General features: G+C 62.0%; 13 protein-coding genes. 5 read left to right on the forward strand and 8 right to left on the reverse strand.

Annotation, left to right across the window (positions count from 1 at the left end; all coding sequences use genetic code 11):
- Nucleotides 1-178: 178 nt before the first annotated feature.
- From AB5Y64_RS08450 to AB5Y64_RS08475, 6 genes are read right to left on the reverse strand one after another with little or no spacing between them, the layout of a single operon-like run.
- Nucleotides 179-1,357 carry a hypothetical protein gene (locus AB5Y64_RS08450; RefSeq protein WP_039040618.1) on the reverse strand — a complete coding sequence of 393 codons (1,179 nt, stop codon included), beginning with the start codon at nt 1,355-1,357 and terminating at the stop codon, nt 179-181.
- Between the two features lie 2 nt (nt 1,358-1,359).
- Nucleotides 1,360-2,022: a TonB family protein gene (locus AB5Y64_RS08455; protein WP_368203630.1), complete on the reverse strand. Its 663-nt coding sequence runs from the start codon at nt 2,020-2,022 to the stop codon at nt 1,360-1,362.
- Nucleotides 2,019-2,420 (reverse strand): biopolymer transporter ExbD, encoded by a 402-nt coding sequence (locus AB5Y64_RS08460; protein WP_010672232.1) that lies wholly within the window; start codon nt 2,418-2,420, stop codon nt 2,019-2,021. The genes AB5Y64_RS08455 and AB5Y64_RS08460 overlap by 4 nt, the downstream gene beginning before the upstream one ends.
- A complete protein-coding gene (locus tag AB5Y64_RS08465) occupies nt 2,417-2,947 on the reverse strand; it encodes a MotA/TolQ/ExbB proton channel family protein (RefSeq protein WP_041214167.1) in 531 nt (176 codons plus the stop codon). The genes AB5Y64_RS08460 and AB5Y64_RS08465 overlap by 4 nt, the downstream gene beginning before the upstream one ends.
- The gene (locus AB5Y64_RS08470; RefSeq protein ID WP_368172381.1) at nt 2,944-4,251 is read right to left on the reverse strand and encodes a MotA/TolQ/ExbB proton channel family protein; all 1,308 of its coding nucleotides are present in this window, start codon (nt 4,249-4,251) and stop codon (nt 2,944-2,946) included. The genes AB5Y64_RS08465 and AB5Y64_RS08470 overlap by 4 nt, the downstream gene beginning before the upstream one ends.
- Nucleotides 4,248-5,009 (reverse strand): DUF3450 domain-containing protein, encoded by a 762-nt coding sequence (locus AB5Y64_RS08475; RefSeq protein WP_039040620.1) that lies wholly within the window; start codon nt 5,007-5,009, stop codon nt 4,248-4,250. The genes AB5Y64_RS08470 and AB5Y64_RS08475 overlap by 4 nt, the downstream gene beginning before the upstream one ends.
- 211 nt (nt 5,010-5,220) lie before the next feature.
- Here AB5Y64_RS08475 and AB5Y64_RS08480 point away from each other — a divergent pair, with 211 nt between their 5' ends.
- Nucleotides 5,221-5,997 carry a LuxR family transcriptional regulator gene (locus AB5Y64_RS08480; RefSeq protein ID WP_010672236.1) on the forward strand — a complete coding sequence of 259 codons (777 nt, stop codon included), beginning with the start codon at nt 5,221-5,223 and terminating at the stop codon, nt 5,995-5,997.
- A 60-nt stretch (nt 5,998-6,057) separates the two neighbouring features.
- Here AB5Y64_RS08480 and glmS read toward each other — a convergent pair whose 3' ends face one another.
- On the reverse strand, nt 6,058-7,890 hold the full coding sequence (glmS, locus tag AB5Y64_RS08485) for a glutamine--fructose-6-phosphate transaminase (isomerizing) (protein WP_039040621.1): 1,833 nt from the start codon (nt 7,888-7,890) through the stop codon (nt 6,058-6,060).
- A gap of 55 nt (nt 7,891-7,945) precedes the next feature.
- A complete protein-coding gene (locus AB5Y64_RS08490) occupies nt 7,946-8,719 on the reverse strand; it encodes a DeoR/GlpR family DNA-binding transcription regulator (protein ID WP_039040622.1) in 774 nt (257 codons plus the stop codon).
- A 122-nt stretch (nt 8,720-8,841) separates the two neighbouring features.
- On the opposite strand from AB5Y64_RS08490, the gene blrA reads away from it, so the two are divergent.
- From blrA to creD, 4 genes are all read left to right on the forward strand, one after another.
- A complete protein-coding gene (gene blrA / locus AB5Y64_RS08495) occupies nt 8,842-9,516 on the forward strand; it encodes a beta-lactam response regulator transcription factor BlrA (RefSeq protein ID WP_039040623.1) in 675 nt (224 codons plus the stop codon).
- A gap of 34 nt (nt 9,517-9,550) precedes the next feature.
- Entirely contained in the window at nt 9,551-10,972 is a 1,422-nt protein-coding gene (gene blrB / locus AB5Y64_RS08500; RefSeq protein ID WP_039040624.1) for a beta-lactam sensor histidine kinase BlrB, read from the forward strand.
- 99 nt (nt 10,973-11,071) lie between these two features.
- Nucleotides 11,072-11,866, forward strand: a complete 795-nt coding sequence (locus AB5Y64_RS08505; protein WP_010672256.1) for a class D beta-lactamase OXA-1160 — start codon at nt 11,072-11,074, stop codon at nt 11,864-11,866.
- Nucleotides 11,867-11,987: 121 nt separating this feature from the next.
- Nucleotides 11,988-13,379, forward strand: coding sequence for a cell envelope integrity protein CreD (gene creD / locus AB5Y64_RS08510; RefSeq protein ID WP_039040625.1), 1,392 nt, complete (start codon nt 11,988-11,990; stop codon nt 13,377-13,379).
- Nucleotides 13,380-13,388 lie beyond the last annotated feature (9 nt).

The raw sequence follows: 13,388 nt of genomic DNA on the forward strand, positions 1-13,388 counted from the left end.
GCTTTTCTTTCGGCGCCCACTTCGCTAGGAAGCTGGCTCATCAGTTCGGCGTGGTCCGCCGTGCTGGTAGGGGCGCATTATAGGGAGCCGCGCCGCGATGACAAGAGCTTTTTGTAAAAATGCGCTCGTTTGCTGAAAAAGCAGGCTAAACCCCATGAAATGAGAGTTTACCCCAGTTTCATGCCGCTTTTTTGTTCATACCGTCAGTCTGGGCCTGAATGTAGTTGACCCAGCTGGTCGCCCTGTCTTGCCAGTTGTTCTGCTGTTGCAGCTCGCGAGCCAACACCAGCGCCTGAGCATATTGTTCTTTATTGAGGTGTGCCTGCACCAGCAGGGCCTTGGCTCTGTTGCCCTGCTCTCCCTTCACTGACTTGATGGCCGCGAGCTGGGTCATGGCGGCATCCGTCTTGCCTTGTTGCAGCAGCAGTTCGGCGGCACGCATGGCGGCCTTGGGGTGAGCATGTTCCCGGGCAAGCAGCTGCCAGCTGTCCACAGCCTTCGGCCACTCACGTGCCCCTTCCCACAACTGGGCCAGCAATTGGCGATTCTCGGCGCTCTGCTTCATCTGTCCCTTGGCCATGGCAGACTCCAGCAGACGCGCACCGCGATAGGGCAGTCCCTGCCAGGCATACAGGCGGATCAGCTGGTTGCGGGCGGCAGCATCATCCATCAGTTGACGGTCGATGGCAGTTTGCAGCAGTGCAAGCGCTCGATCACCACGCTTGGCGGAGAGATTGAGCGACACAGCCTGCTGCCACCACTTGCTCTCTTTCGGCTCGCGGCGGATCAACTCTTCGGCCTGATCCGCAGCCACGCCGTAACGCTGCAATGCAGTGAGGGCGGAGAGGCGGATGATGGCTGCCTGCTTCTGCCAGCTTTTCTTCAACAGTTGTTCACTCTGGCTGGCTGCCTCGCCGTACTGCTTGTTGTGGTAATAGAGGCCAGCCAAGCGCAGACGCAAGGCATCGTCAGCCTTGATGGCCAATGCGGCCTTGTAGCTGGCGATGGCGCCGGACCAGTTGGATTGCTGGGCCTGGATATCCCCTCGCAGACGCAACAACTGAAGTCGTTGCTGCTCTGGCCACTCTTTATAGGCCAGAGCCTGCTCCACGTAGCGACTCGCCTGCGCGGTCTGCTGCAGGTTGGCGGCCAGAGAGGCCTGTAACTGCGCCAGCCAGGCGTGCTCAGCCTCGGAACCGGGTTTGAGCACAGCCGCCTTGCTCTGGGCCTGTTGCCACTGGCCGGATTGATAGAGCTTCATCACGGGCTCCAGCTGGCGGGAGAAATGAGGGCTCACCTCCATCGCCAGACAGGCTTGGCTGACCAGGGCCAGCAGACAGATCCAGATCCGCAACATGGTTATGACTCCAATTTGAATTTGAGCGTGATGACTTGCACCAGCTTGTCGGTGGCGCCCGGCCTCGGCTGATAGCGCCACTTGTTGATCGCCTGAATGGCCGCTCGCTCGAACTGGCGCTTCGGCTTGGCCTCGACCACCTCCACATCCTGTACCCGCCCATCGGCATCGACGCTGAAACGCAGGGTCACGGACCCCTCGATGCCGGCCTGCTGGGCCCGGTAGGGATAAACAGGCTCAACCCGTTGCAGTGGCATCAAGAGGTCACCGGCACCGATTCCAGCGCCCTGCTGCTGACCATGGAAATTGCCGCTCGCGACCGGAGTGGGACTGGTCGCCACGCCAGGGGCAGAGACCTGTACCGCACTCAGGGTCGAGACCAGATCCAGGCTCGGTTGTACCGAAGACAACGGGGCCGCCGCCGGCATGGTCATCGGTGTCGAGGCCAGCGCGGCAGGCGGCTCCGGCAGGGGTTCCGGCTCCTGGGGTACCGGCCGCTCACGCACCTGTACCTCGGTCACCTCGTTCTGCATGTTGATGACGATGGATTTCTGCTCTGTGGTCGCCTTCTCCCCTCCGGGCGGCTCCACCAGGGTGGCCATGAACAACAGGATGCCCAGACTGAGGGCGATCCCCAGTCCCAGGCTCATCAACTTGTGTTTCATTTCGGTGCCACCGCCACGGCGATGTTGGCGATGCCTGCCGCCTTGGCTTCATCCATCACCCGCACCACCTTGCCGTGGGGTACCCGTTCATCGGCCTGGATCACCAGGCTTGCCTCGGGCTGCTCCGCCAACAGTCGGGCGAGGGTGGCCTGCACCCGCTCCACATCCACCTGTTTGCGGTCGAGGAAGATCTGCCCCTGAGCGCCGATCGCTAGCATGATGCTGGACGATTTCTGCGCCTTGGCCTGGCTGGCCTGGGGTCTGTGTACCTCAAGCCCGGCTTCGCGTACGAAGGAGGTGGTCACGATGAAGAAGATCAGCATGATGAAGACGATATCCAGCATGGGGGTCATGTCGATCTGCACTTCATCGCGCTGGCGTTTGGATTGCCGTCTCATTGCATTACCTTCTCTTCTCGCAGGCCGTCCCGGGTCTTGGCCAGCGCACGCTTGGCCTGACTCTCGAGCCGGCTGAGTAACAACACGCCGGAGAGGGCCACCACCATGCCTGCCATGGTGGGGATGGTGGCGCGGGAGATCCCGCCCGCCATGCTCTCCGGGTTAAAGCGGTTGGCCGCAGCCAGCGCATCGAATACGCCTATCATGCCGGTCACTGTACCCAGCAACCCCAGCATGGGGCAGAGCACCACCAGGGTGCGGATGAAGATCAGATGACGGTTGAGCGCCAGCTCCACTTCTGCCAGCCAGCGCCCGCGAATCGCGCGAGCGTGCCAGCTGTGACGCTCGCGACGCGCCTGCCAGCGGCCCAGCAGCTGACGCTGCAACGGTGCAAACCCCAAGTTGAGGTAGAGCAGCCGCTCGATCATCAGAATCCACATCAGCACCAGCAAGGCCAGAATGACCCAGAGCACCGGGCCGCCACGGCCCATGAAGCTCTGCAACTGCTGCCAGATGTCGAGCATCATGCTACCCGCTCCACCCTGTCACCATTGCTTTCGGCCCGCTCAGCCAGGATCCCGGCCACCTGCTGTTCCAGCACGTTGGAGAGCTCGGTGAAACGGGACTGCAACAGGCTGTGGGCCAGGATCAGCGGAATGGCCGCTACCAGACCCTGCACCGTGGTGACCAGGGCCATGGAGATGCCGCCCGCCATGATCTTGGGATCGCCGGTACCGAACTGGGTGATGGCCTGGAAGGTGCCGATCATACCGGTCACTGTCCCAAGCAGACCCAGCATGGGGGCGATGGCCGCGATCACCTTGACCATGCCGATGCCGCGCTCCAGGCGAGGGGTCTCCTGCAGGATCGCCTCATCCAGACGCAGTTCGAGGGTCTCCATGCTCAGTTCTGGATGCTTGTCAGCCACCGTCAGCACCCGGCCGAGGGCGTTGTCGGCATGATATTCACCGCTCTTGAGTTGGCGACGAACCCGACCCAGTTCGCGAGAGAGGCTCCACAGCCGTACTCCAGCGATCCCCAGGCCGATGGCTGCCAGCAGCACGATGATGGCGCCGACCTGGCCTCCCTGCTGGACTTGCTGCCAGAAGGTGGGCGCCTGGGCCAGCATATCGAGCAGAACACCGTGGGAGGGATCCAGCGGCAACGCTTCTCCCTCCTGACCCTGATAAGCGGCCACAGCGGAAAGCACGCTGCCTGGCAGGCCCAGCACCGGACTCAGGCCTTCGGCCCCCGGTTGCAAGAAACCAGCATCGCCCAGCAGGGCGAAGCTGCCGATCCGGGTCAACGTCTGCTCGCTGGCAACGCCCTGGGCATCGAGCACCTTGCCGTTGAACTGGGCAACCCGGCCCGATTCGCGGATCTCCTGCAGCAAGGTGGCTGGCAGCAGGGCAAGGGCGGCGCGATCCGGCACCTGTTTATCCTGTGCCATGGTTTTCAGCGGGGCGAGGCGATCAGGATACTGGCCCTCGACGGCGGATTCGCTCAGCAGCTTGACCGCATCGCTGGCCCCCTGACGGGTGACCGCAAAGATCTCGTTCATGTCGCCGGAGGCTTGCTCCCACTGGGTATTGAGCTCCACCAGCTGCTTTTCATTGGCCGCGAACTGGCTGGCCAGCGCCTTGCTCAGGCGCTGGGCCTCGGCCAGCTTGGTACGGGCAGTGCTCAGCTCCCTGGAGACAGACGCCAGATCCTGCTGAGCCTTCTGTTCACGGGCCTGTTCCTGCTGCTGCCAGGCTTCCTCGGCCACGGCGGCTGTGGTGCCCAGAGAGAGGGCGAGGGCAAGGGGTAACCACTTCATGGTGACGCTCATGACTGGGCCTCCTGACCACGGCTGACGGAAAGGGGGACATTCAACAACTGGGGAACTTTCTTGTCGGCAGCCATTTCCAACGCCTCGGCGATGGGGGAGAGCCACTGGCCGTCGAGGGCTTGCCACTGCTTGTGCTCGGCAGACCAGCGCCACGCCTGGGAGCGATCGGCGGTCATCGCCAGCAGGGAGACCCGGCCCAGTGCCAGCACGTCGACCCGGCGCGGTGCGCCATCCAGCACCAGCTCGGCGGAATAATGGTCCAGCCTGCTGCCGTATTCGGCTTCAATCTGATAGGCCTGCAATAGCTGGCGGAACTTCTCCGCCTCGCTCACATCGGCTCTGGCCAGTGTCGCTTTCAAGGCAGCAACCCGCGCCAGACGATCCTCCCTGCGCAGCGGGATGTCATCCTGTACCAGCTGTTCCAGATCGGCTTGCATCTGCAGCATCAGGGGGACAAGCCCCTGTCTGGTCTCCTGTACCGCCTCCAACTGCTGGTTCAGCTTGCCCAGCTCGTTTTGCTGATCGGCCACCAGAGACTGCATGTAGCGGTTGTAGGCTTCCAGATCCCGCAGTTGTAGTTGGGCATTTTGCAGCTCAATCCTGGCGGCGACGGCGCCATCGGCGGCTTTCTCCACACGCAGCTGGGAGGCTTTCCCGGCGGCGATGCTGTTTTTCAGTGCCGGTGCAACCAGCTCGTCGGCGCCAGCAGCAAAGTGGACTGACAGTGGCAACAAGGCCAAACCCCAAAACTTGTTCATGATATAAATCTTAACAATGATAACTATTCTCATTGTCTCAAAGAGTAGGGTCACTGGCAATCAGATGATTTTCTTGGCCTCTGGCCGAAAAAACAGGATACTTTTTAGACAAGTACGGGAATAACTGGCGTTGGTAGTCGCAACACCATTTTAAATAACTAAAAAATGTCTTTTCGATCAGCAAGATAAGTGATCGAAAAAGGAGACTTACATGTTTAACGATGCGATCTGGGAACACATAGATCGGTTCACCAAGGCGAAGAAGACCAGCGAGATCCAGCAACAACTGGAGCGCTTCAGTCATCAGATGGGGTTTGATTACTTCCGTTTGCTGATTATTTTCCCTATCAGCATGCAGAAATCCCATGTGGCCTTGTTCAACAACTGCCCCACCAGCTGGTTTGATGCCTATTCGGAACGGCACTACCTGACCCAGGATCCGGTCGTCTTCCTGGGACTGAAGCAGACCCAGCCCATCTTCTGGAACAAGCTCGATTGCGATGCCCCCTGGTTGCCCAGCGCCAGCAGGGAGGTGATGAACCTCGCCGCCGACTTCGGGGTGAGGAACGGCGTCTCCTTCCCGCTGCACACGCCGCAGGGGGAACACGGCATCCTCTCTTTCATCAGCAAGGAGAAGTCCAATTCCGATCTGATGTTTGAAAACGTTCCCCTGCTGTCATTCTGCGCCAGCTACATCTTCAACTCGGCCCTGACCCTCATCAAGGCCAGGCCAGACCTGATGAAATACCTGGCCGAGCTGTCGGATCGGGAGAAGGAGTGCCTGTTCTGGGCCAGCGAGGGCAAGACCTCCTGGGAGATCGCCACCATCCTCGGCATCAGCGAGCGAACCGTGAACTTCCACCTCAATCAGGTCACCAACAAGACGGACTCGCGCAACCGCAACCAGGCGATCGCCAAGAGCATCTCCAGCGGCATCATTGTGCCTTCCCTGGACGACGTCACCATCACCAACCTGCGGCTGTCGTAGCCTGTTTTGCCAAAACAAAAAGAGCCGCAATGCGGCTCTTTTTTCATTTCCGGCGACGGCTTATTCCACAGTCACGGATTTGGCCAGGTTGCGCGGTTGATCCACGTCGGTGCCCTTGATGAGGGCGACGTGGTAGGAGAGCAGCTGCAACGGCACGGTATAGACGATCGGCGCGATCATCTCTTCCACGTGGTTCAGGCTCATCACCCGCATGGTCTCGTCGCTCTTGAACCCGGCGTCCGCATCGGCGAACACATAGAGGATACCGCCACGGGCACGCACCTCTTCCACGTTGGACTTGAGCTTCTCCAGCAGATCGTTGTTCGGCGCCACGACGATGATGGGCATCTCGGCATCGATCAGCGCCAGCGGGCCATGCTTCAACTCACCGGCGGCATAGGCCTCGGCGTGGATGTAGGAGATCTCCTTGAGTTTGAGCGCCCCTTCCATGGCGATGGGGTACTGGCTGCCACGACCGAGGAACAGGCTGTGGTGCTTGTCGGCAAACTCTTCGGCCAGAGTCTCGATCTGCTTGGCCAGGGCCAGGCTCTCCTTGATACGCACAGGCAGGGCTTGCAGCGCCTTGACCAGTTCGGCCTCGGCGGCGGCGCTCAGGTTGCCACGGCAGTGACCGACGGAGGCCACCAGCATCAGCAGACCGGCCAGCTGGGTGGTGAACGCCTTGGTGGACGCCACCCCGATCTCGGCACCAGCCCGAGTCATGAAGGCCAGGTCGGATTCGCGCACCAGGGAGGAGCCCGGTACGTTGCAGATGGCCAGGGAGCTCATGTAACCGGATTCCTTGGCCAGGCGCAGGGCGGCCAGGGTATCGGCGGTTTCTCCGCTCTGGGAAAGAGTCACCAGCAGGCTGTTGGGGCGCACCACCGACTTGCGGTAGCGGAACTCGGAGGCGATCTCCACGTCGCAGGAGACGCCGGCGATCTCTTCAAACCAGTAGCGGGCCACCATGCCGGAGTTGTAGGAGGTGCCGCAGGCGACGATCTGGACGTGCTCGACCTTGTCGAAAATGGCGCGGGCGCCGTTGCCGAAGGACTCGACCACCACGTGATCACTGCCCAGGCGGCCTTCCAGGGTGTTGGTGATGGCCTTGGGCTGCTCGTAGATCTCCTTGAGCATGTAGTGTCGGTATTCGCCCTTGTCACCGGCATCGTGGGAGAGCTCGGACTCCAGCTCCTCGCGCATCACGGCCTCACCGTGGGTATCGAAGATGTGCACGTCGCGGCGGGTCACTTCGGCTACGTCACCCTCTTCCAGGAAGATGAAGCGGCGGGTCACCGGCAGCAGGGCCATCTGGTCGGAGGCGATGAAGTTCTCGCCGATGCCGCGGCCGATCACCAGGGGGGAGCCGGAACGGGCCACCACCACGCGGCTGTCGTCACGGCTGTCCATCACCACGGTGCCGTAAGCGCCGCGCAGCTGCTTCACCGCTATCTGCATGGCCACCAGCAGGCTGGGGGCGGATTTCAGCTCGTGGTGCACCAGGTGGGCGATCACTTCGGTGTCGGTGTCGGAGCTGAAGACATAGCCCAGCGCCTTCAACTCTTCCCGCAGCTCTTCGTGGTTCTCGATGATGCCGTTGTGCACCACCACGATATGCTCGGAGACGTGGGGGTGAGCATTGCGCTCGGACGGCTCGCCATGGGTAGCCCAGCGGGTGTGGGCAATGCCGGTACCACCGTGGACGGGCTGCTCTTCCAGTGCCTTGGCCAGTTCGGCCACTTTGCCGAGGCGACGCACCCGCTGCAGCGGCTGGTTGGCGCTGAACACGGCGACACCGGCCGAATCGTAGCCACGGTATTCCAGACGGCGCAGGCCCTCTACCAGGATTTCAGCCACATCACGTTGGGCGACGGCCCCGACGATGCCACACATAGACTTCTCCTTGAAACGTAAGACGTTAATTCGGTTGGATAATGGTTTGTTCAGGTCACACGGCCACGGGGGCGCAAATCAGCGTGATCCCCCTGGCCTGAATCTGTTCTCTGGCCGCATTGCTCAGCCCCTCGTCGGTCACCAGGGTATGGATGCCGGACCAGGGCAGCTCGAGATTGGGGATTTTTCGGCCGATCTTCTCCGACTCCACCATGACGATGACCTCCCGCGACACTTCGGCCATGACCCGGGAGAGGCCCACCAGCTCGTTGAAGGTGGTGGTGCCCCGCTCCGGGTCGATGCCATCGGCGCCGATGAAGAGCTGGTCGAAGTCATAGGAGCGCAGCACCTGCTCCGCCACCTGCCCCTGGAAGGATTCGGAATGGGGATCCCAGGTCCCGCCAGTCATCAGCAGGGTGGGCTCGTTTTCCAGCTCGCGCAGGGCACCAGCCACATTGAGGGAGTTGGTCATGACGATGAGGCCGCGCTTGTTGCCCAGCATGGGGATCATGGCGCTGGTGGTGCTGCCGCTGTCGATGATGACGCGGTTGTGATCGCGGATCCGCTCGGCGGCGGCGCGGGCAATGGCCAGCTTTCGATTCGAAACTTGTTCCGGGTTGCTGTCCACCACCATCTCGCTGGGGAGGGGAACGGCACCGCCGTAGCGACGCAGCAACAGGCCACCGGTCTCCAGCACCGCCAGATCTTTGCGGATGGTCACTTCGGAGGTGGCGAAGTGTTTGGCCAGGGCATCGACGCTGACTTCCCCCTGATCCTGCACCAGACTCACTATGGTGTGACGGCGCTGCTGTGTGTTGCGTTTGGTCATTTATAAGTTTCGATTCGAAAGAATTGCGAAATATTAATGCCTTTTCGGGAAAAATCAAACGGCAAATAGGATCCGATTTGGTTCGATGCCAGAATGAGGAACCGATTTGCGACGAGGACGCCATGCAAAAACGACTCATCTGGCTGGTGGAAGATGAAGCCAGCATTGCCGATACCCTGCTCTATGCCCTGCAGACCGATGGTTTCGAGGTGGAGTGGTTCCCCCTCGGTCAGCCGTTGCTGGCGCGACTGGAACAGACGCGACCGGATTTTTTGATCCTGGATGTGGGGCTGCCGGACATCAGCGGTTTCGAACTGTGCAAGCGGGTGCGGGCACTGACCGATATTCCCCTGATGTTTCTCACCGCCCGCAGCGAGGAGATAGATAGGCTGATCGGGCTGGAGATAGGGGCAGACGACTATGTGGCCAAACCCTTCTCGCCCCGTGAGGTGTGCGCCCGGGTGCGGGTCATCCTGCGCCGCAGCCAGCCCGCCCCCTCCCAGCCGATACAGCCACTCGCCCTGGACGAGGAGCGGGCACGAATCTGCTTCCTGGGCCAGCCCCTGACGCTCACCCGCTATGAGTACCTGCTGCTCAAGACCCTGATGCAGGCGCCGGGTCGGGTCTACTCCCGCCAGCAGCTGATGGATCTGGTGTGGCAGGATGCGGAAGAGAGTCTGGATCGCACCGTCGACACCCACATCAAGACCCTGAGAGCCAAGCTGCGGGAGCGGGACCCTGACGCCAACCTGATCCTGACCCACCGCGGGCTGGGCTACAGTCTGGAGCTGGCATGAACTCGGGGTGGCCGGGCATCGGCAGGGGAATGAGATGAGAATCGGATTGCAACTGCTGTGCGGCCTGGTGCTGATCTTCGCCCTAGCTGCCTGGTTCGTGCTGGAGATCTTCGTCGAGGAGATCAAGCCCGGGGTACGCAGCGCCACCGAAGATACCCTGGTGGACATGGCGCAGATGCTGGCCCCCCTGGCCCTGGACGACATGCAGGAAGGAAAGATGGCGAATGGTCGGCTGGCCAGCGCCTTCGCCCGCCTGAACCAGAGTCCCATCAATGCCCTCATCGATGGCCACCTCAAGCAGCAGGCGGAGTACCGCATCTATGTGACCGACGCAAAAGGCAGGGTGGTCTACGACTCGGACGGGGTGGATCTGGGCAAGGACTACTCGCGCTGGAACGACGTCTACCTGACCCTGCGTGGCGAATATGGCGCCCGCAGCACCCGCACCGATCCCGACGATGCTGCCAGCTCGACCATGTATGTGGCAGCTCCGCTGCGGGAAGGGGCCGAGATCATCGGCTCCCTCACCGTCGCCAAGCCCAACAGCACCCTGCAGCCCATGATAGAGCGCAGCGAACACCAGTTGCTGAAAGGGGCGGCCCTGCTGCTGTTCATCTCGCTGCTCATCGGCGCCTTGCTGGTGTGGTGGCTCAACCGCGCCATCGGCAAGCTGGTGCACTATGCGGATGCAATCAGCCAAGGTCAGCCCGCCAGCCTGCCGCGCCTCTACAGCCCCGAACTGGACAGGCTAGGCCACTCCCTGGAGACCATGCGCCGCCAACTGGACGGCAAGGCCTATATCGAGGCCTATGTCCACAGCCTGACCCACGAGCTCAAAAGCCCGCTGGCGGCCATTCGCGGGGCGGGGGAGATCCTGGCCGAGGCGCCGCCGCCGGACATCGCAAAGCGCTTTATCGGCAACATCAATCTGGAGACGGCCCGCATGCAGCAGCTGATCGAACGCATGCTGCAACTCGCCCGCCTCGAATCAGGGCAGGGGCTGGACAGACAATCCGTCGAGCCGGCCCGGCTGGGCAGACGGGTGCTCGACGCCCGCCAGATCCAGGCCCAGCGCCGCCAGATCGCCCTGCATGCCGAGCTGGGGGAAGGTCAGAAGCAGAAGTGGGATCCCCTGCTGGTGGAGCAGGCCCTTGGCAACCTGCTGGACAACGCCCTCGATTTCGCCCCCGCCGGCAGTACCCTAGTGCTGAGCGGCGCCATGGAGGAGGGGGGTTATTGCTTCCGGGTGCGGGATCAGGGTCCAGGCATTCCCGACTTTGCGCTGCCCAGGATTTTCGAGCGTTTCTACTCCCTGCCAAGGCCAGACAAGGGCAAGAGCAGCGGCCTCGGGCTCAGTTTTGCCATGGAGGTGGCACGCCAGCATGGCGGCCATCTTGCTCTTGCCAATCAGCCGGGCGGGGGGGTGCTGGCCACTCTCTGGCTGCCCGGCAACTGAGGACACTTCACACCAAGCACACAGAGCCGGGCTAAGCTGCACCTCCTCGATGACGACCGTCCCCGTCGATGCGCATTCATATTAATCAAGGAGATAGATATGCCCCGTATGCTGTTGTCCGGTCTGCTTGCCGCCGGCCTCTTCTGTGCACTGCCTGCCAGCGCCGCTTCTGGCTGCATGCTGTTTGCCGATGGCACCGGCAAACCCGTCAGCACCCAGGGGGACTGTGCCGCCCAGTTGACCCCGGCCTCCACCTTCAAGATCCCGCTGGCACTGATGGGCTATGACAGCGGCTTTCTGGTGGATGAACAACTGCCGGCCCTGCCGTTCAAGGCCGGTGATCCTGATTTCCTGCCGGAGTGGAAACAGACCACCACCCCGAGCAGCTGGATGCAATTCTCTGTCATCTGGTACTCGCAGCGTCTCACCGAGTGGCTGGGAGAGGCTCGCTTCCAGCACTACGTGGACAGCTTCGACTACGGCAACCGGGATCTCGAAGGCAACCCGGGCAAGCACGACGGTCTGACCCAGGCCTGGCTCAGCACCAGCCTCGCCATCAGCCCCCAGGAGCAAGCCCGCTTCCTTGGCAAGATGGTGAGCGGCAAGCTGCCGGTCTCCGCCCAGACCCTGCGCCATACCGCCAACCTGATGCGTCAGCCCGACATCGACGGTTGGCAGATCCACGGCAAGACCGGCATGGGCTACCCCAAGCTGCTGGATGGCAGCCTGGACAGGGAGCAGCAGATCGGCTGGTTCGTCGGCTGGGCCAGCAAACAGGACAAGACGCTCATCTTCGTCCACACCGTTATCCAGAAGCCGGGCAAGCAGTTCGCTTCCCTCAGGGCCAGGGAGGAGGTGTTCGCCGCCCTGCCGGCCCGGTTGAAGACACTCTGATGCCAGCAACACCGGCGCCTGGCGCCGGTTTTTTTATCCCCCTTCACCACCACTTCACACTGCCCCATCCTCCCTTCACGCGACCCCGGCACACTCCCGTTCAACAACAAGGAGACGTGTCATGGTCAAACAGATTTTCACCCACAAGATCGCCCTGCTGCTGCTGCTCTGCCTGCTGATGATGATCCCGGTTCACGCCATCATGGAGCTGAATCGGGAGCGCCAGGCCTATCGCAGTCAGGCCATTCACAGCATCATGGCCAGCCACAGCGGGCCCCAGCGCCTGATGGGGCCCGTACTGGTACAGCCCTATACCCGGACCGTCACCGTCGAGCAGGATGGCAAACATTTCGTTCGCAAGGAGCAGGTCTATCGCTACCTGCTGCCCCAGAGGCTGGACGTGCGGGCCAGCATGGAGGTGACCCCGCGCAAGCTCGGTATCTATCAGGCCCAGATTTATCACAGTCGCCTCTCCCTCTCCGGCCTGATGCCCACCAGCCAGGCTGACAAGGGGCTGGTGGCCGGCAACCCGAACCTGAGCTTCGACCCGGCGGATCCCGCCCTGGTGCCGGGCAAACCCTATCTCAGCCTGATCCTCTCCGATGCCCGGGGCATCAGCCGCGTACCCGAACTGCAATGGGGAGAGCAACGCATCCCGTTTGCCCCTGGTGCCCAGCTGGGGGACGGGCGAGTGGGGATCCATGCCCCGCTCAACGCCTTGCCAGACGAAGATGGCCGCTTTCACATCGAGCTGGATCTGCAGGGCATGAATGCGCTGGAAGTGGTGCCGCTCGGACAGGACAGCCGGTTTCACCTGAACGGCAACTGGCCCCATCCCAATTTTCTCGGCGACTTTCTGCCCGGTGAACGCACCCTTGCGGATCAAGGGTTCGAGGCAAGCTGGCAGACCAGCTGGTTCGCCACCGACATGGAGAGCCGCTTCAACCGCATGATGAAGGGAGCGGGCACCAAACTGCCGTCATTCAGCGTCAGCCTGGTGCAACCGGTGGATCACTATCAGCTGAACGAGCGGGCCGCCAAATATGCCCTGCTGTTCATCGGCCTCACCTTCATCAGCTTCTTCATGTTCGAGCTGCTCAAGGGGCTGCGGGTACACCCCATCCAGTACGCGCTGGTGGGCATGGGGCTGGCCATCTTCTATCTGGTGCTGCTGGCGCTGACCGAGCATCTCGGCTTTACCTTGGCCTATCTCATTGCCGCCCTGGCCAGTGTGGCCCTCAACGGCTTTTACCTGAGCCATGTGCTGGGCGGCCCAAAACAGGGCATGGGATTCGCCGCCCTGCTGGGGCTGGTCTACGCCATTCTGTTCGGGCTGCTGCAGGCCGAGGAGACAGCCCTGTTGCTCGGCGCCCTGCTGCTGTTCGCCACCCTGGCGCTGGTCATGGGGCTGACTCGCAAGCTCGACTGGTATCAGGTGATGGAGAACAGTCCCTCCGCCACCGCATGGGCGGCCCCCCAGCCATCGACCAGTGACACCAGCCATCAGCCATAAGCAAAAAAA

Origin of the sequence: Aeromonas sp. R5-1 (genome assembly GCF_040908265.1) — a bacterium.
Taxonomy (GTDB): Bacteria; Pseudomonadota; Gammaproteobacteria; order Enterobacterales; family Aeromonadaceae; genus Aeromonas; species Aeromonas caviae.